17 protein-coding genes are annotated in these 21,001 nt (G+C 70.5%); 12 read left to right on the forward strand and 5 right to left on the reverse strand.

Annotation, left to right across the window (positions count from 1 at the left end; translation table 11 throughout):
- Positions 1–82: 82 nt before the first annotated feature.
- On the reverse strand, positions 83–3,490 hold the full coding sequence (locus tag AB0959_RS04620) for a S8 family serine peptidase (protein WP_366824791.1): 3,408 nt from the start codon (positions 3,488–3,490) through the stop codon (positions 83–85).
- Between the two features lie 262 nt (positions 3,491–3,752).
- Between AB0959_RS04620 and AB0959_RS04625 the strand changes: the two genes are divergently transcribed.
- Positions 3,753–4,379, forward strand: coding sequence for a hypothetical protein (locus AB0959_RS04625; RefSeq protein ID WP_366824792.1), 627 nt, complete (start codon positions 3,753–3,755; stop codon positions 4,377–4,379).
- A 65-nt stretch (positions 4,380–4,444) separates the two neighbouring features.
- Here AB0959_RS04625 and AB0959_RS04630 read toward each other — a convergent pair whose 3' ends face one another.
- A complete protein-coding gene (locus AB0959_RS04630) occupies positions 4,445–5,572 on the reverse strand; it encodes a PQQ-dependent sugar dehydrogenase (RefSeq protein WP_366824793.1) in 1,128 nt (375 codons plus the stop codon).
- 347 nt (positions 5,573–5,919) lie between these two features.
- Between AB0959_RS04630 and pqqA the strand changes: the two genes are divergently transcribed.
- The 5 genes from pqqA to pqqE are packed head-to-tail and all read left to right on the forward strand — an operon-like array spanning position 5,920 to position 9,225.
- Complete coding sequence (pqqA, locus tag AB0959_RS04635) at positions 5,920–6,057, forward strand: pyrroloquinoline quinone precursor peptide PqqA (RefSeq protein ID WP_366824794.1); 138 nt, start codon at positions 5,920–5,922, stop codon at positions 6,055–6,057.
- 9 nt (positions 6,058–6,066) lie between these two features.
- Positions 6,067–6,984 carry a pyrroloquinoline quinone biosynthesis protein PqqB gene (gene pqqB, locus AB0959_RS04640; RefSeq protein WP_366824795.1) on the forward strand — a complete coding sequence of 306 codons (918 nt, stop codon included), beginning with the start codon at positions 6,067–6,069 and terminating at the stop codon, positions 6,982–6,984.
- A complete protein-coding gene (gene pqqC, locus AB0959_RS04645; RefSeq protein WP_366824796.1) occupies positions 6,981–7,709 on the forward strand; it encodes a pyrroloquinoline-quinone synthase PqqC in 729 nt (242 codons plus the stop codon). The genes pqqB and pqqC overlap by 4 nt, the downstream gene beginning before the upstream one ends.
- Positions 7,710–7,765: 56 nt before the next feature.
- Positions 7,766–8,038, forward strand: coding sequence for a pyrroloquinoline quinone biosynthesis peptide chaperone PqqD (pqqD, locus tag AB0959_RS04650; protein WP_366824899.1), 273 nt, complete (start codon positions 7,766–7,768; stop codon positions 8,036–8,038).
- Positions 8,035–9,225: a pyrroloquinoline quinone biosynthesis protein PqqE gene (gene pqqE, locus AB0959_RS04655; protein ID WP_366824797.1), complete on the forward strand. Its 1,191-nt coding sequence runs from the start codon at positions 8,035–8,037 to the stop codon at positions 9,223–9,225. The genes pqqD and pqqE overlap by 4 nt, the downstream gene beginning before the upstream one ends.
- A gap of 60 nt (positions 9,226–9,285) precedes the next feature.
- Here the strand turns inward: pqqE and AB0959_RS04660 are convergent, their stop codons facing one another.
- Positions 9,286–9,990 (reverse strand): FCD domain-containing protein, encoded by a 705-nt coding sequence (locus tag AB0959_RS04660; RefSeq protein ID WP_366824798.1) that lies wholly within the window; start codon positions 9,988–9,990, stop codon positions 9,286–9,288.
- 263 nt (positions 9,991–10,253) lie between these two features.
- Between AB0959_RS04660 and AB0959_RS04665 the strand changes: the two genes are divergently transcribed.
- Genes AB0959_RS04665 through AB0959_RS04685 form a run of 5 tightly spaced genes read left to right on the forward strand, consistent with a single transcriptional unit; the run spans position 10,254 to position 16,318 of the window.
- Positions 10,254–11,522 carry an aminotransferase class V-fold PLP-dependent enzyme gene (locus AB0959_RS04665; protein WP_366824800.1) on the forward strand — a complete coding sequence of 423 codons (1,269 nt, stop codon included), beginning with the start codon at positions 10,254–10,256 and terminating at the stop codon, positions 11,520–11,522.
- Positions 11,523–11,569: 47 nt separating this feature from the next.
- The gene (locus AB0959_RS04670; RefSeq protein WP_366824801.1) at positions 11,570–12,868 is read left to right on the forward strand and encodes a sugar ABC transporter substrate-binding protein; all 1,299 of its coding nucleotides are present in this window, start codon (positions 11,570–11,572) and stop codon (positions 12,866–12,868) included.
- Positions 12,865–13,854 carry a sugar ABC transporter permease gene (locus AB0959_RS04675; protein ID WP_366824802.1) on the forward strand — a complete coding sequence of 330 codons (990 nt, stop codon included), beginning with the start codon at positions 12,865–12,867 and terminating at the stop codon, positions 13,852–13,854. Before AB0959_RS04670 ends, AB0959_RS04675 begins: the two co-directional genes overlap by 4 nt.
- A complete protein-coding gene (locus tag AB0959_RS04680; protein WP_366824803.1) occupies positions 13,851–14,687 on the forward strand; it encodes a carbohydrate ABC transporter permease in 837 nt (278 codons plus the stop codon). Before AB0959_RS04675 ends, AB0959_RS04680 begins: the two co-directional genes overlap by 4 nt.
- 5 nt (positions 14,688–14,692) lie before the next feature.
- Positions 14,693–16,318: a hypothetical protein gene (locus tag AB0959_RS04685; protein WP_366824804.1), complete on the forward strand. Its 1,626-nt coding sequence runs from the start codon at positions 14,693–14,695 to the stop codon at positions 16,316–16,318.
- Between the two features lie 19 nt (positions 16,319–16,337).
- Here the strand turns inward: AB0959_RS04685 and AB0959_RS04690 are convergent, their stop codons facing one another.
- Complete coding sequence (locus AB0959_RS04690) at positions 16,338–17,831, reverse strand: alpha/beta hydrolase (protein ID WP_366824805.1); 1,494 nt, start codon at positions 17,829–17,831, stop codon at positions 16,338–16,340.
- A gap of 84 nt (positions 17,832–17,915) precedes the next feature.
- Entirely contained in the window at positions 17,916–18,671 is a 756-nt protein-coding gene (locus AB0959_RS04695; RefSeq protein ID WP_366824806.1) for a class I SAM-dependent methyltransferase, read from the reverse strand.
- Between the two features lie 237 nt (positions 18,672–18,908).
- On the opposite strand from AB0959_RS04695, the gene AB0959_RS04700 reads away from it, so the two are divergent.
- On the forward strand, positions 18,909–20,978 hold the full coding sequence (locus tag AB0959_RS04700) for a discoidin domain-containing protein (RefSeq protein ID WP_366824900.1): 2,070 nt from the start codon (positions 18,909–18,911) through the stop codon (positions 20,976–20,978).
- Positions 20,979–21,001 lie beyond the last annotated feature (23 nt).

The raw sequence follows: 21,001 nt of genomic DNA on the forward strand, positions 1-21,001 counted from the left end.
TCTTCACCGCCGGGAGGCGCGGGACCCCGCTTGCCCACCCCGACAGTCAGGGGGCGGACAAGCGGGCTGTGCGGTCTGGTGCTCAGCGCAGGCGATAGGCGCGCGTCACCGTGTACTCGGCGGTGTTGCCGTCCGTGTCGGTCAGCTTCGCCCGCAGGGTGGCGAAGCCGTCGCCGCGTGGGTTCAGCACCTCGGCCCGCCAGCGGGCGGGATTTTTGGTCCTGCGTACGTCCACGTCGGTCCAGGTGGCGCCGTCGTCGTACGACACCTCGACCGTGAGGCCGCGCACCCGGGACTCGGGCGCGCCGGGTTGCCGTTGCAGGACGACGGGCAGGAGCATCCGGTGACCGGCCCGCGCCGAGTTGTCCAGGCGCAGCTCGGGCGTGAACCGGATGGCCGTCACCGGTAGCGAGGTCCAGTCGTCGCCGCTGGTGTGAGCCGACCGGAAGGTCCACGCCGCCCGAACGGATGTCGAGGTGGTGTACCCCTGACCGCCGCGGTCCACGGAGGTCTCCAGGCGGTAGGAGTCCTCCGCTGCGGGCACGGGGCCCTGCGCGTCGTAGAACGGGTAGGGCACGTCGGCGAGCAGCCTGCCGTCGCGGTAGAGCCGGGTGTGGCCGGAGTCACCGAGGGAGAAACCCGTGTGGCCCGGATCCTGGTCGGCGAACGGCGGCGTGTGGAACATCAGCGTGTCCCCTCGGCGCCGCACACTGGCGTAGGTCCGTGACCGCTGGTCGGCGAAGCTCGGGCCGAGCGGGCCGTTGCCCCAGCGGAGCTCGTCCTTGCCGCCCGCCTTCAGGGTCAGGGGCGCTCCCCACTGCTGGAACTCGCTCTGACCCAGCGAGTTGAGCCGGTTGAAGACCAGGTGCCACTCGACCCCGCGCGCCGAGTAGTACACGGTGCGCCTGCCGGTCGCGCGGAACTTGATGTTGGGGCTCGCGGCGCTGCCTCCCTCGGGCGGGAACGCGTAGGTCCACAGGGCGCCCGTGTGCTCGTCGGCCCGGTCGTTGTGGAAGACGTGCGTGACCTTCGTCAGGTCGCCGCGCCCGGCCCGCGCGCGGAAGTCGGTGAGGAAGCGGCCGCGCACCACCCAGGCCAGCTCGTAGTCGTACGGGGTGTCGGTGAAGGTGCCGTCGGCTGCCTGTCGCGCCCAGGAACTGCGCACCACGGAGGTGAGGGTGCCGGCGTCCGCGGGCAGGGGACCCGCGTCCCTGCCCAGGTCCGCGGTCTGGAGCCGTGCGAAGGAGCCCGCCGACACCAGGGACGAGACGCTCGCGCCCGAAGGGGCGGTCCGCACGGTGCCGACACTGGCCAGGGCGCTGGTCGCCCCCTTGCGGGGGGAGGCCACGGTGACGGGGGTTCCCTTGCGGGCGTCGAGCACGACCGTGTCCGCGCCGGTGACCCTGCTCAGGGGCTGGACCACCATGGTGTGGTCGTAACTCCCGTCCGCGGCGGCGGTCGCCACGTGGACGTCCAGGTGGTAGCGGCCGGGGCGCACGTCGATCGTCCCGGTGCCGCTCGGGACGTAGAGGTTGCGCCCCTCACCGCGGTCGATGTCGAGGAGCGTCACGAAGCTGCCGGCGGCGGGAGCACCATTACGGTCCAGGACCTTGACGGTCAGCGGGTGGGACTCGTGTGCCCTGGTGACCGCGAAGACGCTGCGCACGGTCGTGTCGGCCGCCTGGGCGAGGACGGCACCCGAGAAGAGACCGGTGGCGCTGTCCACGCGGGTGTCGGCGGTGAGTACGGCCTCGGCCCGGCCTCCGGCGGGGACGGTGAGCCGGGCCGGGCTGACCGTGAACAGGCCGTCGGGCGCCGCCTCGCCGTCCGGTCCCGTGGCGGTCGCGGTGAGGTCGAGGGTGACGTCCGAGGTACCGGAGTTGCGGTAGGTCAGGGTCCTGGTGAGCGGCTGGTCGTCGTCGTGCGGCCAGGACGTGGTGCCCAGCGACAGGCTCGGCGGGGTGACGGTGACGCCCTGGCCGACGGCGCGGCCCACGTCCACGCGGCCGGCGCCCTGGGCGTACGGGCTCACGGTGGGATGGGGTTTCGCCGAACCCATCAGCGCGTCCTTGAGGCGTTCCCCGGTCCAGTCGGGGTGCTGCTGGGCGAGGAGCGCGGCGGCGCCCGCGACGTGCGGGGTGGCCATGGAGGTGCCGGACAGCGACGCGTACGCCTTGTCGCCGTCAAGGGGTTCGAGGTCGCTGTCCTTGGAGCGCGCGGCCACGATCGCCGAGCCGGGCGCGGTGATGTCCGGCTTGATCGCCCCGTCCCCGACGCGCGGCCCGCGGCTGGAGAAGTCCGCGAGTGCGTCGTCGGCGTCGACCGCGCCGACGGCGAGTGCGGCGTCGGCGCTGGCGGGGGTGCCGACGTCCTGCTCTCGGCCGGTGTTGCCCGCGGCGACGGCGAAGAGCGTCCCGTACGTGGCGCTGAGCGTGTTGACGGCCTCCTCCAGCGGGTCGATGCCCGGGGAGTCGGTGCCGCCCAGGCTCATGTTGACCACGCGGGCGCGCGGGGCGGCCCATTCCATGCCGGCCAGGATGGCCGACTCCTCGCAGTCGCGGTCCACGCAGACCTTGCCGACGAGGAGGGAGGCGCCGGGGGCGACGCCGGTGTACCTGCCGCCGGAGGCGGCACCGTCGCCCGCGATGATCGACGCCACGTGGGTGCCGTGACCGACGAGGTCGGTGGTGTCGGGCGCGGTGGTGAAGTTCTCCTTCTCGGCGACGCGTGGCGCGACGTCCTGGTGGGTGTCGTCGATGCCGGTGTCGAGGACGGCGACCTTGACGCCGGTGCCGGTGTACCCGGCCTGCCAGGCGGTGGGGGCGCCGATCTGCGGCACGCTGACGTCGTCGCTGACCCTCAGCTTCGCGTCCAGCCAGACGCGGGAGACACCGGTGGTGAGCCGCCGCTCGCCGCTGTCCGCGGCGCGCTCGGTCAGCTGTGACCAGAGCGGGGCGGCGGCGCCTCGGGCGGGCCGTACGGCTGCCATGCGCAGCCCGGGGACGGTACGGGTCAGGTGGGCTCCCGCCTTGCGCACGTCGTCCCGTAATCGCTGCGAACTGCCTTGCCGGGCCCGGTACTTGACGATGAGTGGTGCGCCCTGAGCGCTGTCGTAGCCGGCCTCGGCCAGCGCGGTCACGTCGAACAGACGGCGGTCGAGGGCGCCCGAGGCGACGAGGGCGAGGGCGTCGTCGGGGACGACGTACTGGTGCCCGGAGTCCTCGTAGCGCGTGAAGGCGAGGCGGTCGCGGCCCTCGCCCGGGGTGACGGAGACGGTGTCACCGGCGAGGGCGACCTGGTCGCCGGTCAGCAGGGTGACGGTGCGGGAGGTCGTGGCGGCGCGGGACGGGTCGGTGCCGGACTTCCACGAGGAGCCATTGGCAGGGGCGGCGGGTGCGGATGCTGCTGCGGACGGGGCCGGTCCGGGTTGCACGCTCAGGGCGAGCGTGAGCAGGACAAGGCAACCCGCCGCGCGTCTTCTGCGGGGCAAGCATTCCTCCTGGTGGGGCCGGAGCGAACTCACATTTTTGTCGTGCGCATGAAAAGTACCAACGGTAACTCCCGTGCCGCCACAGCGCCTTCACGAGCGAGGCGAGCGGGTGTGGGCGCGTACGGGCGCCTGTTGCGGCGTGGTGACACAGGGGACGCAGCTGTGACACGGGCGGGCACAACGGGTGCGGGGGGTGGCGGGTCGTAGAAGGCGTGAGTGTGACCGACCGTCACACACGACCGATGACCACCATGGGGGAATCATGAACATCCGTGCTCGAGGTACCCGACGTGCCGTGGCCGCCGCGGCTGCCGTGGCGGCCGGAGTCGCCGTCGCCGTGTCCGCCGTCCCGGCGTCCGCCGCGTCGGCTTCCGACACCTCTCGATGGCTGGAACCGGGTGAGCTGCCGCCGCACCCGACGTCGCCCTGGTACGCCGGTCCCGTCACGGCCACGCAGCCCAACCCGCTGCCGGCCTGCGGGGGCGCCCCGCTGCCGTCGATCGCGAGCCACCGCAGGTACTGGACCGAGTACGACACCAACGCCCTGCAGGTGACGGTGGAGGAGAGCACCGTGCAACGCGCCAAGGACTTCGCCGCCCTGCTGCGCAAGGACCTCGCCGGCTGCGCGGAGAAGCTGATGCAGAGCGACCCCGAGGTCACCGCTACCGAGAAGTACTACGGCAAGCTGAACGTGGAGGAGGGCGCGTACGTCTACGGGATCCACACCACGCACGCCTGGGTGGGGACGTCCGACATCAGCCTGTACTCGGTCGGCCGGGACGGCAGGACCGTGACACTCGTCAGGTGGGCACAGATGGGCAACTTCCAGCACGCCCAGGTCGACGACTTCAAGAACACCACCGTCACGGCCGTGAACAAGCTCAACTGAGCAGCTGATCAACGCCGGCGCTGCGGCCAGGCACCATGCCCGCAGCGCCGGCACCAGTTGGGCCGCTACCCCAGGTCGACCTGGAACACCTTGTCCGCGCCGTCCGGCTCGCCCCCGTTGTTGTCGGCGTTGGTGGTGGACAGCCACAGGGCGTTCTTGCCGGGGAGCTGTTCCACCGTGCGGAGCCGGCCGTACTGGCTGGTGTAGTACGCGACGGGGGTGCCCGCGCTGGTGCCGCTGACCGGGATGCGCCACAGCCGCTCGCCGCGCAGTGCCGCCATGTAGAGGGCGCCGTCGGCGTAGGCGACCGCGCTCGGGGAGGCCTCGCTGACGGTCCACTGGCGTTTGGGGCTGGTCATGCCGGAGGTCGAGCAACTGCCCTCACAGACCGGCCAGCCGTAGTTCTTTCCGGACTCGATCAGATTGAGTTCGTCGTACTTGCTGTTGCCGAACTCGGCCTCCCACAGCCTGCCTTGAGCGTCCCAGGTGATGCCCTGGGGATTGCGGTGGCCCAGGGAGTAGACGAGGGTGCCGAACGGGTTGCCGGGCGCGGCCTTGCCGTCCGTCGTCATCCGCAGGATCTTGCCGTTGAGGGAGTTCTTGTCCTGGGCGAGGTCACTGTTCTGCGCGTCGCCCGTGGTGGCGTAGAGGTAACCGTCCGGGCCGAACTTCACGCGTCCGCCGTTGTGGTACTTGTTCTTGGCGATGCCGGTCACGAGGACCTTGTAGCCGCTGAGCGAGGAACCGTCGTACGTCATGCGGACGATGCGGTTGTCGTTCGCCGCCGAGTGCATGAGGTAGACGTAGTGGTCGCTGTTCCAGTTCGGCGAGACGGCTATGCCGAGGAGGCCGCCCTCGCCGTTGGTGGTCACGACGTTGGGCACCGTGCCGACCTGGGTCCTGGTGCCGGACTGGGTGAGCTTGAAGACCTTGAACGAGTCCCGTTCGGTGAGGAGCGCCGACCCGTCGGGCAGCCAGCTCAGGCCCCAGGGCACGGTCCAGCCGGACGAGACGGTGCGGATGGCCGAGGGGACGGAGTCGATGCCGCTGCCGGTTCCTCTCTCGCCGCGTGCCGTGGCGTTTCCGGTGCCGGCCGCCGCGCCGAGCAGACCGGCGGCCAGCGCCACAGCGGTCGCCGCCGCGGTCAGGGCAGGGGACAGACGTCTTGCGGTGTTGTGGGGATGACTTGCCATGCGAACGGCTCCTCGTGTGGGGGAACAGGCGCCTTGACGGGTAGTTGACGAGACGTCAGCTGACCGAGAAGGTAGGAGGTGTGCGACGACGGGTCAAGGAGAGATAGAGCCAAAGGTCCGTACCACCCATGCGATCCGAGAGACCATCACCACTTCATCAGGCGCTTTGCCGACACGTTCGGCGACATGTCCGGCGACGGTGGATCCTGGCTCGCCATTTCACACCCGGATAGATCGGAGCACCTTCTGGCTGCCCCATTGACCCGTCAGGCCTCGCTCGCGATGCTGCAACAGAGCGCGAGTCGACCAGGAGCGCCTGTCCCCCACACAGAAAGGCAGCTCTGCTCATGACCGAATCCGTACAGCAGGCAGTGGAACACCAGGCCCAGGCCGGCGACGAGGAGTCGCCGGTGTGGCAGACCCCCGACTACGTGGTCGTCGATACCGCACTGGAAGTCACCGCCTACGCCCTGAGCAACCGTTAGCCCGCCGCCGTGCTGCTGCAGGTGCTCGGCACCGCGGCGGGCGGCGGAGTTCCCCAGTGGAACTGCGCGTGCCCCGGCTGCTCCGGGGCACGCGCCCACCCGCACTGGCGCCGCCGCCACGCCTCGCTCGCCGTACAGGCGTCCCAGGACCGCTGGTACCTCGTCAACGCCACCCCGGACATCGGGGACCAGATCGAGGACTGCCCGGCACTCCACCCCGGCCCCGGATCGCGGCGCACGCCGATCGCCGGGCTGGTCCTGACCGACGCGGAACTCGACCACACCCTCGGCATCGCCCGGCTGCGCGAAGCCGGTGCCGGCGGCCTGGAGCTGCTCTCCACGGGCCCCGTGCGCGAGGCGTTGCTCACCCGGCTGCGGCTGGAAGCCGTCATCGGGCCGTACACCCCGCTCAGCTGGCGCGAGCTGCCCCGCGAGCGCCCCGAACCCCTCACCGCGGACTCGGCGGACTCGGCGGTCTCGATCAGCGCGATACCCGTCTCGGGCAAACGCCCACGGTACGCGGCGGACTCACCGGGTTCCGGCGAGGATCCCTGGGTCGTCGCCCTGCGCCTGACGGACCGCGCCACCGGAACCACCGCGATCTACGCCCCGGCACTGGCGGCCTGGCCGGAGGCCCTGCGGTCGGCCGTCGCGGAGGCCGACTGCGTGATCGTCGACGGTACGTTCTGGGACGACGAGGAGCCTCGGCGCACGGGCATCTCCACCCGCACCGCGACCGGCATGGGGCATCTCCCGATCGACGGACCGGGCGGCACCGCGGAGCTCCTGGAACCGCTGAACGCCCGCTGCCTCTACACCCACCTGAACAACACCAACCCCCTCGTCGACCCCGGCGCGCCGCAGCACAAGCGGCTGGCCGACCGGGGTATCGAGGTGGCCGCCGACGGAATGGTGATCGATCTGTGAGCACCGGCACGGAAACCCCCACGGCATCGGCAACGGCAACCGCCACGGCCTTCGAGGACCGGCTGAGGGCCGTGGCCCGGGACCGCTACCACGACCGCCACCCCTTCAACGTACGGATGCACCAGGGCGAGCTGACCCCGGACGAACTGCGCCGCTGGATCCTCAACCGCTTCCACTACCAGCGCCACATCCCCGTCAAGGACGCTTTCGTCCTCGCCAAGCTGGAGACCCCGCGGCTGCGCCGCATGTGGCTGCGGCGGATCGAGGAGCACGACGGCCGGGCCGAGGGCGAGGGCGGCATCGAGCGGTGGCTGAGACTGGGTGAGGCCGCGGGACTCGACCGTGCCCGGCTGCTGTCCGGCGAGGAGGTGCTGCCCGGCGTACGGCTGGCGGTGGACGGATACGTCAACTTCTGCCGGCTCCGCTCCCCGCTGGAAGCCGTCGCCGCGTCCCTCACCGAGCTGTCCGCCCCGGGCATCATGCGCACCCGTATCGCCGCCTTCGAACGCCACTACCGCTGGATCGACGCCGACGGGCTCGCGTACTTCCGTTCCCGCGAGAGCCAGGGCCGCCAGGACAGCGGGGAGGCACTGGGTCTCGTCCTGGAGTGGGCGCGCATCGAGGCCGAACAGGAGCGTGCCGTGGCGGCCCTCGCCTTCAAGTGCGACGTGCTGTGGTCGCTGCTCGACGCGATCGACCGCTACGACGGAAAGGAGCGGCTGTGAGCGGGCGGGCGGTGAGCGGGCGTGCGGTGAGCGGGCGTGCGGTGAACGAGCCGGCCGTGAACGAGCCGATCGCCGCAGAATGGCGGCCGGCCCTGGCCCGCTCGGTCGTGCTCCGTCACGACCGGGTGCGCGGGGCGGACCTGCTGGTGCTGCCCGAACGCGTGGTGGTCCTCAGCGGACGGGCGGTGGAGGTCCTCCGGCTGTGCGACGGCCACCGGCGGGTCGGCGAGATCGTCGACGAGCTGGCGGCCCGCTTCCCCGGCGCGCCCGTGGCGGACGAGGTACCCCGGTTCCTCGGCCGCGTACGCGAGGAGGGCTGGCTGCGATGACGAGCCCACCGAACCCACCGAGCCCGTCCGCGCCCTGGGCCCTGCTGGCCGAACTCACCCACGGCTGCCCACTCCACTGTCCCTACTGCTCCAACCCGCTCGAACTCGCCGGGCGTTCCCGTGAACTCTCCACCGAGGAGTGGGAGGACGTGCTGCGGCAGGCCGCGGAGCTCGGCGTCGTCCATACTCATCTCTCCGGTGGTGAGCCCCTGCTCCGCCGCGATCTCGCGGCCATCGTCGCGGCGGCCGAGTCGGCCGGGATCTACACCCAGCTGGTCACCAGCGGGAGCGGGCTGAGCGCGTCGAGACTGTCGGCGCTCGTGTCCGCCGGGCTGCGCAGCGTCCAGTTGTCGGTGCAGCACGCGGATCCGGCGGCGTCCGACCGGATCGCCGGGAGGCGGTCCTTCGCGGCGAAGGAGCGGGCCGCCGCTGTCGTACGTGACGCGGAGCTGCCGCTGGGCCTCAATGTCGTCCTGCACCGCGACAACCTCGACGCCGTCGACGCCATCGTGGACCTCGGCGTGGCGTGGGGCGCCGAGCGGATCGAGCTGGCCAACGTCCAGTTCTACGGGTGGGCCCTGCGCAACCGCACCACCCTGCTGCCCACGCGCGACCAGCTTTCGCGCGCCCGGGAGGTGGTCGAGCGCCGGCGGAGGCAACTGGCGGGCACCACCGAACTGGTGTGGGTGGTTCCGGACTACTTCGACGGCGTGCCGAAGCCCTGCATGGGCGGCTGGGGGGCGGTGTCGCTGACCGTCGCCCCCGACGGCGGCGTCCTGCCGTGCCCCGCGGCGGGGACTCTGCCGGACCTGGAGACACCGAACGTACGCGACCGGTCCCTGGAGTGGATCTGGCACAGTTCACCGGCCTTCAACCTGTATCGCGGCACCGAGTGGATGAGCGGGCCGTGCACGGGCTGCCCCCGTCGCGAGACGGACTTCGGCGGCTGTCGCTGTCAGGCCCACGCGCTCACCGGGGACGCCGCCCGCACCGACCCCGCGTGCGCGCTGTCCCCGGACCACGCCCTCGTACGCGCCCTGGCGGAGACCCCGCCTCCCGACGAGCCCTCGTCCGCCGGCGCTCCGCGTTACGTCTATCGCGGCCTCCGAACGGCACGCCGCGAACCAACCACGGACGGAACGGACCAGCCACTGAACGAGCCAGGGACCGCACGGACCAGGAACTGAACGGGCCAGGAACTGAACGGACCGGCCGTGCCCGTCACGTGGCGCCCGCCCCACGCACCGTCAGTCCGTGTCGTCGTCCTCCTCCTCCACGGGAGGCGTGAAGGCGCGCAGCCACCGCTCGGTCTGGGCGACATGGGCCTGGGCCGCGCCGGCCGCGGCGACGGGGTCGTGGTCGGCTATGGCGGTGGCCAGCACCCGGTGGTCCTCGTCGCTCTTGCGGCGCAGTTCGGGGCCCTCGGGGAGGGTGAAGACCTGGTACTTGCGGGAGCGGGCGCGGAACACCGACAGCAGTGAGGCCAGGGTGGGGTTGCCGCCGATCCGGGCGATCTCCGAGTGGAACCGGTGGTCGAGTTCGGAGGCCTTGGTGGGATCGCCGGTGGCCTCCATGGCCTCGATGAGCGAGAAGAGCGTCCCCACCTCCTCCGGGGTGCAGCGGGCCGCGGCCTGGGCGGCGACATGGGCCTCCAGCACCCGCCGGATCTCGTAGACCTCCAGCAGGCCGGACAGCGGCAGGAGTTCCAGGGTCAGCGAGAGGCTGCCGATGACGTCCTCCGGCCTGAGCTGGGAGACGTACGTGCCGGAGCCGTGCCGCGGCTCGATCACTCCCAGGGCGGCGAGCATCCGCACGGCCTCGCGCAACGAGCCTCGCGACACGCCGAGTTCCTCGCAGAGGTCGCCCTCGGGCGGGATGCGTTCCCCCGCGGCGAGGCGACCCGTGGCGATCATGTGCCGTAGGCCGTGGAACGCCTTGTCGACTGCGGACATCGATCTCCTCCCCTGGCGGGCCCGTGGCACGGCCAGGACCCTTCCCGGTGCACTGTACCGAGGTCCGGTCATCAGATGTCTCCCCCGTATCGAACGCGAGTCATCTGATGACTTTTCCTTGCAGGGCTCTTGTAGGCCTGAAAACGACGTGCCAGCATCCAAGTCATCATACGTCTCCCGGCGCAGGATCTGATGTCCGACTGATGTCCTGACTGATGTCCTGATACGCGCCGGGGCGCCCCGTGCGGCAGAAGTGGAGTCTTGTGAGCGAGACCGAGGTCACCACCGCGCCCAGCCCCCTGCTGCTGGCGAACGGACGGCCCGCCGACCGGGCCTGGTCCCTGGACCCCGCCCTGCGGCACCTGAACCACGGTTCGTTCGGGGCGGTCCCCCTGGTGGCACAGGAGCGGCAGAACCAGCTGCGCGCGGAGATGGAACGCTCCCCCGTGGTGTGGTTCCCGGCGCTGCCGCCACGGCTCGCCGCCACCCGGGTCGACCTCGCGGCCTTCCTCGGGGCCGCCCCCGACGATCTCGCCCTGGTGCCGAACGCGAGCGCCGGCGCCAGCGTCGTGTACGCCTCCCTCACCCGCCGTCGCGGCGGGGAGATCCTCGTCACCGACCACGGATACGGGGCCGTGACCATGGGCGCCGAGCGCCTGGCCCGGCGCTGGGGCGGCCGGGTCCGTACGGCCGAGGTACCGCTGGACGCGGACGAGCGGCAGGCGTACGAGGCCGTGATCGCCGAGGTGAGCGACGCCACCGACCTCGTCGTCGTCGACCAGATCACCTCACCCACGGCGCGCCTGATGCCGGTCGAGCTGATCGGCGCGGAGCTGCGCCGGCGTGGCATCCCGTTCCTCGTGGACGCCGCTCACGCCCCCGGTCTCCTCGACGCCCCGCTCGCCGGTGCGACGGGCGGCACGTGCGACTTCTGGGTCGGCAACCTCCACAAGTGGGGCTGCGCACCGCGCGGCACCGCGGCGCTGGTCGCCGGCGGCCCCTGGCGGGATCAGCTCTATCCGCTGATCGACTCGTGGGGCGCCCCCGATCCGTACCCCGACCGCTTCGACCAGCAGGGCACGCTGGACGCCACCTCCTATCTGGCGGCGCCGACGGCACTCGACTTCATCGAGCGCGCCTGGGGCTGGGACACCGCCCGCCGCTACATGGACGACCTGGCCGGCTACGCCGAGCACGTCATCGGCGCCGCGTTCGCCGAGAAGACCGATGCCGGCGAGATGACCGATGGCGGCGGCCGGGTGGACGTCGGCATGCCCGTGCCCGGCATGCGGCTGGTGCGGCTGCCCCCGGGCCTCGGGGCCACCCGCGTCGAGGCCGACGCGCTGCGCGACCGGGTGGCCCTGGAGCTGGGCGTGGAGGCGGCCTTCACCAGCTTCGGCGGCGTCGGCTATCTGCGGGTGTCCGCCCACGTCTACAACACCGCCGCCGACTATGAGTACTTCGCCGAGGCCTGCGTCCCCGTCCTCGGCGACTGGGCCCGCGCGGCCCGCGAGCAGCACGGCACGCCGTAGCCGCTCACCACAGCACGCCCCTCCCCTCCACCGAAGAGGTCAGCACGATGAGAAGAAGGACGGCAGCCCTCGCCACAGCAGCCGCGCTGGTCCTGACCGGCTGTTCCACCATGAGTCCCGGCGGCAGTGCCGGCGGCGCGGTCACCCTGACCATGGTCGAAAGCCTCACCAACCCCGCTCGCACCGATCTGCTCAAGGGCCTGATAGGCGACTTCGAGAAGCAGAACCCCAAGATAAAGGTCAATCTGATCTCGCCGCCCACCGAGCAGGCCGACCAGAAGATCCAGCAGATGCTCCAGTCCGGCACCGGCGTGGACACCCTGGAGGTACGCGACACCACCGTCGGCCCCTGGTCGAACAACGGCTGGCTCTACGACATGAAGAAGGACCTGACGGGCTGGAAGGGCTGGCAGGCCATGACGGAGAACGCCGTCAAGGCCTCGAAGGACGCCGACGGCAAGACCTACTTCATCCCGTACGGCTTCTACGGGCTGAGCCTCTTCTACCGCACCGACCTGATCAAGAAGGCCGGCTTCAGCGAGCCCCCGGCCACCTGGGAGGACCTGCTGAAGCAGGCCACCGCCATCCAGGACCCGGCCAAGCGCCAGTACGGCTACGCCTTCCGGGGCGGGGCCAACGCCAACGGCAACGCCTCCGCGATCATCGAGGCCTACGTCGCCGACGACGTCGACCCCGCCAACGGGTTCAAGCTCAAGGACGGGAAGACGATCTTCTCCGCTCCGGGGGCACTCGACGCGATGGAGACCTACCTCAAGCTGTTCAAGAAGGCCTCGCCCAAGTCGTCGGTCTCCTGGGGCTATCCGGAGATGGTCGAGGGCTTCTCCAACGGCTCCACGGCCTTCCTGCTCCAGGACCCCGAGGTGATCGCCACGGTCTCGGAGTCCAAGTCGATCACGAAGAGCCAGTGGAACACCGCCCCGCTGGTGGCCGGTCCCTCCGGCAAGACCGTGCAGCCGCTGGCCACCGCCGGGTGGGGCGTCGCCAAGGGCAGCAAGCACAAGGCCGAGGCGGTCAAGCTGGTCGAGTTCCTGTCCCAGGGCGAGGCGTCCACGAACTTCACCAAGAAGAACAGCCTGGTGCCGATCCTCAAGTCGGCGACCGAGGACCCCTTCTACAAGACGGGCCCCTGGTCCAGCTACGTCACCATGACGCAGCACCCGGAGAAGTACCTCGTCGTCACCCAGCCGCGCGGTGTCTCCTGGTGGACCGAGTGGCAGCAGAAGGCAGACGCCGACGTGCAGAAGATGATCCTCGGCAAGCTGACGCCCAAGGAGCTGCTGGCCGACTGGGACGGGTACTGGACGGCGAAGTGGAAGCAGGCATGACCGCCTCGTCCACCACGACGACGCGACCGGAGCCGGGGCGCCCTTCCCGCAAGGGGGGTGCCCCGCCCGGCCACGGGGGCGGAACGGGCCGCCGCAGGCGGGAGTTCACCACCCGGCGCGGGTTGCTCATCGCCGCCTTCATGGCGCCGGCCGCGGTCTTCGTGGCGGTCTTCACCTACTACCCCATGATCGCGGGAAGCCAGATGGCGTTCCGCAACTGGAAGCTGACCGACCTGACCGACACCTCCTGGGTGGGCTTCAAGAACTTCCGCGAGGTGTTCGCCGATCCGGCCTGGGGCACGGTGCTGGCCAACACCGCTCTGTGGGTGGTGGGTTCGATCGTCCCGCAGCTGGTGATCGGCTTCGCGCTCGCCCTGTGGCTGCGCCGGCACTTCCGGTTCCGCGGCCTCTACCAGGCGCTGATCTTCTTCCCCTGGGCGATCTCCGGGTTCCTCATCGGCATCCTGTTCCGCTGGATGTTCAACAGCGAGTTCGGTGTCGTCAACGACCTGCTGCAGAAGGCCGGGCTGATCGACCAGCCGATCGCCTGGCTCGCCGATCCGGACAAGGCGATGATCGCCGTGCTCGTCGCCAACACCTGGTACGGCGTCACCTTCTTCGCGATCATGATCCTGGCCGCGTTGCAGTCCATCCCCGACGAGCTGTACGAGGCGGCGGCGCTGGACGGCGCGGGCAAGGTGCGCACGCTGTTGCAGATCACCATCCCGTACATCCGCACCACGCTCGCCCTCACCGTGCTGCTGCGGGTCATCTGGATCTTCAACTTCCCCGATCTGATCTTCGGGATGACCGGCGGCGGCCCCAACAACGAGACACAGATCGTGACCACCTGGATGATCCGGATCACTCAGCAGGGCGACTACGGCCAGGCCTCGGCCCTCGGCCTCCTGGTGGTCGCCGGGCTGCTGCTGTTCGCCACGTTCTTCCTGCTGGCCACGCGCGAGAAGCGAGGGGTGAGGTCGTGATCGGCAAGGAGAGCGCGGCCGGACGGGCCGCGCGGTTCACCTTCCTGGGGATGTGGCTGGTCTTCACGGTCTTCCCGCTGTACTGGATCGCCGTCACCTCGCTGAAGGCACCGGGCGACATCTTCCGCTTCCCGATCGCCTACTGGCCCGAGCACTTCTCGCTGGAGAACTACACCGACCTGTTCTCCAAGGCCGACTTCGGTGTCTACCTCACCAACAGCCTCCTCGTCTCGACCGTCGCGGGCGCGGTGGCCACGGCGATCTCGATGCTGTCGGCGTACGTACTGGCGCGGTTCGAGTTCCGTACCAAGTCCGCGCTGCTGATGGCCGCGCTGGTCACCCAGATGATCCCCTCGTTCATCGCGCTGGGGCCGCTGTACCTGCTCATGACCGACCTCCGGCTGGTCGACAACCGCCTCGGGCTCATGCTCGTCTACATCGCCGTGTGCATCCCGTTCTGCACGGTGATGCTGCGCGGCTTCTTCGAGAACATCCCCGACGCGCTGGAGGAGGCCGCGATGATCGACGGACTGTCGCGGTTCGGGGCGCTGTTCCGCGTGCTGTTGCCGGTGATGCGTCCTGGGATCGTGGCCGCGTTCATCTTCAACTTCGTCAACTGCTGGAACGAGCTGTTCCTTTCGGTGACGCTGATGAACAGCGACGCCAACAAGACCGTCCCCACGGCCCTGAACGGATTCATCTCCAGCTTCAACATCGACTGGGGCTCGATGTCCGCGGCGGCCGTGCTCACCATCCTGCCCACGATGGTCCTGTTCGCCTTCGCCAGCCGGCACATCGTCCAGGGACTCACCTCCGGTGCGGTGAAAGGCTGAAGCGGATGCACGAGACCGATGTCGCCCTTCCCGACTCCGTCCATGTGATCGCCGGGGCGGACGACCGTCCTCGCACCGCCACGCCCTCGGGCAGCGGTCGCTGGACCACACCCGACACCGAGGTGACACTCCGTCAACAGCCGGACGGCGCACTGTCGGTGACCCTCGCGGCCCCCGGACCCCAAGGCCTGTCGAAGGTGGCGCTGCGCTGGCGTCACCACCCCGGGGGCGGGCGGCCCACCCTGGTGCTCGGCGACGCCTGGGAGCGCTCGTACGGCGACCTGCAGTGGCGCGGCATCCAGCCGGAGCGGCCGCTGCCCTGGTACTGGCTGGGCACCGACCCCGCCACCGGCACCACCGCCGGTCTCGGCGTACGCACCCGGGCCGGCGCCCTGTGCTGCTGGACGGTGGACGAGGACGGCACCACCCTGTGGCTGGACGTGCGCTCCGGCGGGCTGCCGGTGCTGCCGGGTGAGCGCGAGCTGGACGCCGCCACGGTGGTCGGCGTGGCGGCCGACGGTACCGTCACCCCGTACACGGCGCTGCAGGACCTGTGCTCCGCCATGTCCCCCGACCCTCTGCTGCCCACGCGACCGGTGGTCGGCTGCAACAACTGGTACTACGCCTACGGCAGGGACTTCGGCCCTGAGGCCGTGCTGCGCGACGCCGACACCATCGCCGAGTACGCCGGCGACCATCCGGTGCGGCCCTTCTGCGTCGTCGACGACGGCTGGACGGAGGGCGGCGGCAGCGCGCCGGGCGGACCGTGGGACACCGGTCTGCCGGGGGTGTTCGACGACATGGCGGGCCTGGCCGCCGGTATCGCGGACCGGGGAGCCCGGCCGGGGCTGTGGTTCCGGCCGCTGCTGTCCCGCACCGAGGTCAAGGGGATGCGTACGGACGTCGGCCGCCCCGGCCGGGTACCGCTCGATCCCTCACTGGACGACACGCTGGCCGCCGTCGCCGACGACGTCTCCCGCTTCCGCGCCTGGGGCTTCGAGCTGATCAAGCACGACTTCAGCACGTACGACGTCTTCGGCCGCTTCCACCCGGACACGCCCCACGAGATGGCCGGCCCCGACTGGCGGCTGGCCGACCGTACCCGTACCACCGCCGAGGTGCTGGTGGCCCTCTACCGTTCCGTCGCCGAGGCCGCCGGCGACGCGCTGGTGATCGGCTGCAACACCGTCGGGCACCTGGCGGCCGGCCTGGTGGAGGTGCAGCGCACGGGTGACGACACCTCGGGGCGGCACTGGGAGCGGACCCGCCGTATGGGGATCAACACCCTCGCCTTCCGGCTGGCCCAGCACAACCGCTTCTACGCGCTGGACGCCGACTGCGTACCGTGCACGCCGGTGACGGAGTGGACGCTGAACCGTCAGTTCCTCGACCTGGTGGCCCGATCGGGAACCGCGCTGTTCGTCTCCGTCGACCCCGCCGCCCGCACCGCGCGGGCCGACGCCGACCTCACCGCGGCCGTCCGGCTCGCCCTGGACGGCGGGGCTCCGGGCGGCGTGGAACCGCTGGACTGGCTCTCCACCACGGCCCCTCGCCGCTGGCGGACCGGTGAAGGGGAGCTCACCTACTCCTGGTCGCAGCCCTGGGGGGCGTGGCCGCCACTTCCTGGCTGAACTCGCCAGTCGCGACTCGTCACTCGCAGACGATGTCGCGCGCCGGTCGCTCCCCCGTCGCCAGGAAGTGGGACACCGTCCGGTCGCCGCAGGCGTTGCCGTTGCCGAGGTAGGCGTCGTGGCCGGTGGAATTCACGGTCACCATGACGGCGCGCCGGCCGAGGGCCGCGCGCATTTTGAGGGCGCCGCTGAGCGGGGTGGCCACGTCCCGCCGGTTCTGGACGAGGAGAACGGTGGAGGGGCCGCGGTCGGTGATCCGTACGGCGGGCTCCTTGGGCGTCCACGGCCAGGCGGCGCACGTCATCGCGTTCCTCGGCATCCCGGCGGTCAGCGGGTACTTGGCGCGGCTCTCGGCGACGCCCTTCTCGTACACGCCTGCCGACCTGGGCCAGGCTGCGTCGTTGCAGATGGTGGCGGCGCCGACCGCGGTGGCGTTCTGCAGGACCGGCTCGGGCGGCCCCTGAGGCGCGGGCGGCACCGTGTCCTTCTGGGCGGCCAGGATCAGCTTGGCCAGGGTGGGGTAGTCGTCGGGGTCATAGAGGGAGTCCAGCATGGTCTGACGGAGCACGTTTCCGTTGAGCTCCTCCGGGTTGGCCCCGGGCCAGGGGATGGGCTTGCGGTCGAGGCGTGCGGCGAGACGGAGGAAGACGCGGCGCACCTCAGCCGGGGTCTTGGCCACTCGGTCGCGGTTGCCCGGCTCGGATGCCCACTTGGCGAACTCGGGGAAGTTGTCCTCGACTCCCACCTCGAACGCTTCGAGCCAGGCCCGCTGCACCCGGACGTGGTCGGGGTTGCCGTTGCTGTCCAGCACGAAGCGGTCGGTGCGGTGCGGGAACAGCTCGTTGTACACGGCGCCGACATAGGTGCCGTACGAGACTCCCCAGGCGGAGATCTTCTTCTCGCCGAGGGCCGCCCGGACTCGGTCGAGGTCGCGGGCTTCGTTGGCGGTGCTGATGTGCTGTACCAGCTCGCCGCCGTTGCGTGCGCACGCCTCCGACACGCGCCGCGCGGTGGCCATGGTCTCCGTGACAGAACCGTCGGAGGCGGGCCAGGGAAGGAGTTTCGTCCGGGCGAGGTCACCTCGTTCCAGGTCGCAGCTGGCCGGAGTGGACCGGCCGTACCCCCGGGGGTCGAAGCCGATCAGGTCATAGGCGTCCCGTACCTCCTGCGGCAGCTTCTGCCCCTTGTCGGAGGGCTGGTCGAGGCTGCCGCCGCCGGGCCCGCCAGGGATCAGGAACAGCGCACCGCGGCGCTTCTGCGGGTTCTCGGCCGGGATCCGGGAGAAGGCCACGGTGATCTTCTTGCCGTGCGGGGCGGCGTAGTCCATCGGCACCTCGACGGTCGCGCACTCCTGCCGCGGATCGAGCCCTGTCCCCTCGCACTTCGTCCAGTCGAGGGGCGGCGCCTTGGGGGCGGCGGCCGTCGAAGGGGACGCCGCGGTGAGAGGTAAGGCGAGGCTCAGGACGGCGGTGGAGGCGGCCAGCAGGGCGGTGTTTCGCTTGGTTCTCGTCATGGGGACGAGCTTCGCCCGTCCCATCCGTCACTGACATCCGACCAACTGGCCTCTGTACACGGGGGTTTACCCCCCAGGGTTCCCCTACTCCGCCGACTCCGCGACCTTCTCCCAGACCGAGACGTGCCGGCGGCTCTCGCCCGTGAACGGCTCGCGCCGCCACCCCTCCCACCGGTCGCGCAGCCGCATCCCGGCGAGCCGCGCCATCAGGTCCAGTTCGGCCGGCCAGACGTACCGGAACGGGAGGGACCAGTACGAGGGGCGTCCGTCGACGATCGTGATGTGGTGCGAGCTCATCGCCTGCGTGGCGACGTCGTACGTGTCGAATCCCAGCCGGGTGGGGCTGATCGTGAACGGGACGGCGCTCTGTCCCGGCGGCAGCCTGCGCAGGTCCGGCACGCCGACCTCGATGACGAAGCGGCCGCCGGGTCTCAGGTGGGCGGCCGCGTTGCGGAAGCAGTCGACCTGGGCGTCCTGGGTCGTCAGGTTGTTGATCGTGTTGAAGACGAGGTACGCGACCGCGAACGTGCCCGGCACGCGCGTCGTCGCGAAGTCTCCGATCGTGACGTCGATCGCCTCGCCGCCGGGCTTGGAGCGCAGTTGGGACACCATCGCCCGGGACATGTCGATGCCGTGCACCGGAATCCCGCGACGGCTCAGCGGCAGCGCGATCCGGCCGGTGCCGATGCCCAGTTCGAGCGCCTGTCCGTCGTCGGCGAGTTCGGCGAGCAGGTCCACCGCCGGTTCCACCGCCTCGGGCCGGAACATGTCCGCCGACGACTCGTCGTACGTCGCCGCGATGTCTTCTCCGAAGTAGCCGTCCTCATCGAGCTCGGTCATGCCGGGGACCGTAGCGTCCGCGAAGCGGTCCGCGCACGCCGTTTTCCGGCCGCCGGAACGGTCATACGGTCATCAGGTCAAGTGTCCCGGACTCTTGACTCAGTACCCGCCAGTAGCGATTCTCGTCACATCGCTTGTGCGAGTCATGACAACCACGTCGCGGGCTGGTAGCGCCCCGTCCCGGACGGTCTGGCTCACCACCGCGCCACCCGCCGACCGAGGACGTGACCAATGACCATGGTTCGCCGCCCCCACCCCCGGAGCCCGCACCGCAAACGCAGGCGTCTCGCGCTGCTGTCCCTGCTCGTCGTCGTGCTGTCCATGACGCTGGGCCCGACGCCGAGTTCGGCGGCCGGCACCGACTGGTGGACACCGAGCGCACGGCCCTCGCCGGACTCGCAGATCAACGTCACCGGTGAGCCCTTCAAGGGGACGAACGCGGCGGGCGAGGTGCGCGGGTTCGTCGACGCGCACAACCACATCATGGCCAACGAGGGGTTCGGAGGCCGGCTCATCTGCGGCAGGCCGTTCTCGGAGTCGGGCGTCGCGGACGCGCTCAAGGACTGTCCGGAGCACTACCCGGACGGTTCGCTCGCGATCTTCGACTACATCACCAAGGGCGGTGACGGCAAGCACGACCCGGTCGGCTGGCCGACGTTCAAGGACTGGCCCGCGTACGACTCGATGACCCACCAGCAGAACTACTACGCGTGGATCGAGCGCGCCTGGCGCGGCGGTCAGCGGGTGCTCGTCAACGACCTCGTCACCAACGGCGTGATCTGCTCGGTCTACTTCTTCAAGGACCGGAGTTGTGACGAGATGACGTCCATCCGGCTCCAGGCCAAGCTGACGTACGACATGCAGGACTACATCGACAAGATGTACGGCGGCACGGGCAAGGGCTGGTTCCGCATCGTCACCGACAGCGCGCAGGCCCGTGAGGTCGTCAAGCAGGGCAAGCTCGCCGTCGTCCTCGGTGTCGAGACCTCCGAACCGTTCGGCTGCAAGCAGGTCCTGGACATCGCGCAGTGCGACAAGGAGGACATCGACAAGGGGCTGGACGAGCTGTACGACCTGGGCGTGCGCAGCATGTTCCTGTGCCACAAGTTCGACAACGCCCTGTGCGGGGTGCGCTTCGACGAGGGCGGCCTCGGCACGGCCATCAACGTCGGCCAGTTCCTGTCGACCGGCACGTTCTGGAAGACGGAGAAGTGCACTGGCCCGCAGCACGACAACCCCATCGGCGGTGCGTCGTCCGACGCCGAGAAGGACCTGCCGGCGGGCACCGAGGTGCCGGAGTACGACGAGAACGCCCAGTGCAACGTCAGAGGGCTCACCGGCCTCGGTGAGTACGCCGTGCGCGGCATGATGAAACGCAAGATGATGCTCGAGGTCGACCACATGAGCGTCAAGGCCACCGGCCGGGCGCTCGACATCTTCGAGGCCGAGCAGTACCCCGGCGTCATCTCGTCGCACAGCTGGATGGACCTCAACTGGACCGAGCGGGTCTACTCCCTCGGCGGTTTCGTCGCCCAGTACATGCACGGCTCGGAGGAGTTCGCCAAGGAGGCGAAGCGCACGGACGCGCTGCGCGACAAGTACAAGGTGGGCTACGGCTACGGCACCGACATGAACGGCGTCGGCGGCTGGCCCGCGCCCCGCGGCGCGGACACCTCGAACCCGGTGAAGTACCCCTTCACCAGCGTCGACGGCGGCTCCGTCATCGACAAGCAGACCACGGGTCAGCGCACTTGGAACCTCAACACCGACGGCGCCGCCCACTACGGGCTGGTCCCGGACTGGATCGAGGACATCCGGCTCGTCGGCGGCCAGGACGTCGTGAACGACCTGTTCCGGGGCGCCGAGTCCTACCTCGACACCTGGGGCGCGTCCGAGAGCCACAAGGCGGGCGTCAACCTCGCCAAGGGCCGTTCGGCGACGGCCAGTTCGTCGGAGTCCAACCCGTTCACCAGCTACGCGCCCGGCCGGGCAGTGGACGGCGACACCGGTACCCGCTGGGCCAGCGACTGGAGCGACGACCAGTGGCTGCGGATCGACCTCGGGTCCACGCAGACCGTCAGGCGCGTCACGCTCGACTGGGAGAAGGCGTACGGGAAGTCGTACCGCGTCGAGCTGTCCACCGATGGCACGAACTGGAAGACCGCCTGGTCCACGACCTCCGGTGACGGCGGCCTGGACACGGCACAGTTCGGCGCGACCCCGGCCCGTTACGTCCGCGTCCACGGGCTGGACCGCGGCACCGACTGGGGGTACTCGCTGGGCGAGGTGGGCATATACAGCGGCTGACGACGCTACGAACACGAAGGGCA

Source organism: Streptomyces sp. NPDC046862 (assembly GCF_040704615.1).
Lineage (GTDB): Bacteria > Actinomycetota > Actinomycetes > Streptomycetales > Streptomycetaceae > Streptomyces.

Excerpts from the sequence above, each read along its gene's own strand:
- AB0959_RS04625 (WP_366824792.1), top strand. The coding sequence starts at position 3,753 with ATGAACATCCGTGCTCGAGGTACCCGACGTGCCGTGGCCGCCGCGGCT.
- AB0959_RS04630 (WP_366824793.1), bottom strand. The coding sequence starts at position 5,572 with ATGGCAAGTCATCCCCACAACACCGCAAGACGTCTGTCCCCTGCCCTG.
- pqqA (WP_366824794.1), top strand. The coding sequence starts at position 5,920 with ATGACCGAATCCGTACAGCAGGCAGTGGAACACCAGGCCCAGGCCGGC.
- pqqE (WP_366824797.1), top strand. The coding sequence starts at position 8,035 with ATGACGAGCCCACCGAACCCACCGAGCCCGTCCGCGCCCTGGGCCCTG.
- AB0959_RS04660 (WP_366824798.1), bottom strand. The coding sequence starts at position 9,990 with ATGTCCGCAGTCGACAAGGCGTTCCACGGCCTACGGCACATGATCGCC.
- AB0959_RS04670 (WP_366824801.1), top strand. The coding sequence starts at position 11,570 with ATGAGAAGAAGGACGGCAGCCCTCGCCACAGCAGCCGCGCTGGTCCTG.
- AB0959_RS04675 (WP_366824802.1), top strand. The coding sequence starts at position 12,865 with ATGACCGCCTCGTCCACCACGACGACGCGACCGGAGCCGGGGCGCCCT.
- AB0959_RS04685 (WP_366824804.1), top strand. The coding sequence starts at position 14,693 with ATGCACGAGACCGATGTCGCCCTTCCCGACTCCGTCCATGTGATCGCC.
- AB0959_RS04690 (WP_366824805.1), bottom strand. The coding sequence starts at position 17,831 with ATGACGAGAACCAAGCGAAACACCGCCCTGCTGGCCGCCTCCACCGCC.
- AB0959_RS04695 (WP_366824806.1), bottom strand. The coding sequence starts at position 18,671 with ATGACCGAGCTCGATGAGGACGGCTACTTCGGAGAAGACATCGCGGCG.
- AB0959_RS04700 (WP_366824900.1), top strand. The coding sequence starts at position 18,909 with ATGGTTCGCCGCCCCCACCCCCGGAGCCCGCACCGCAAACGCAGGCGT.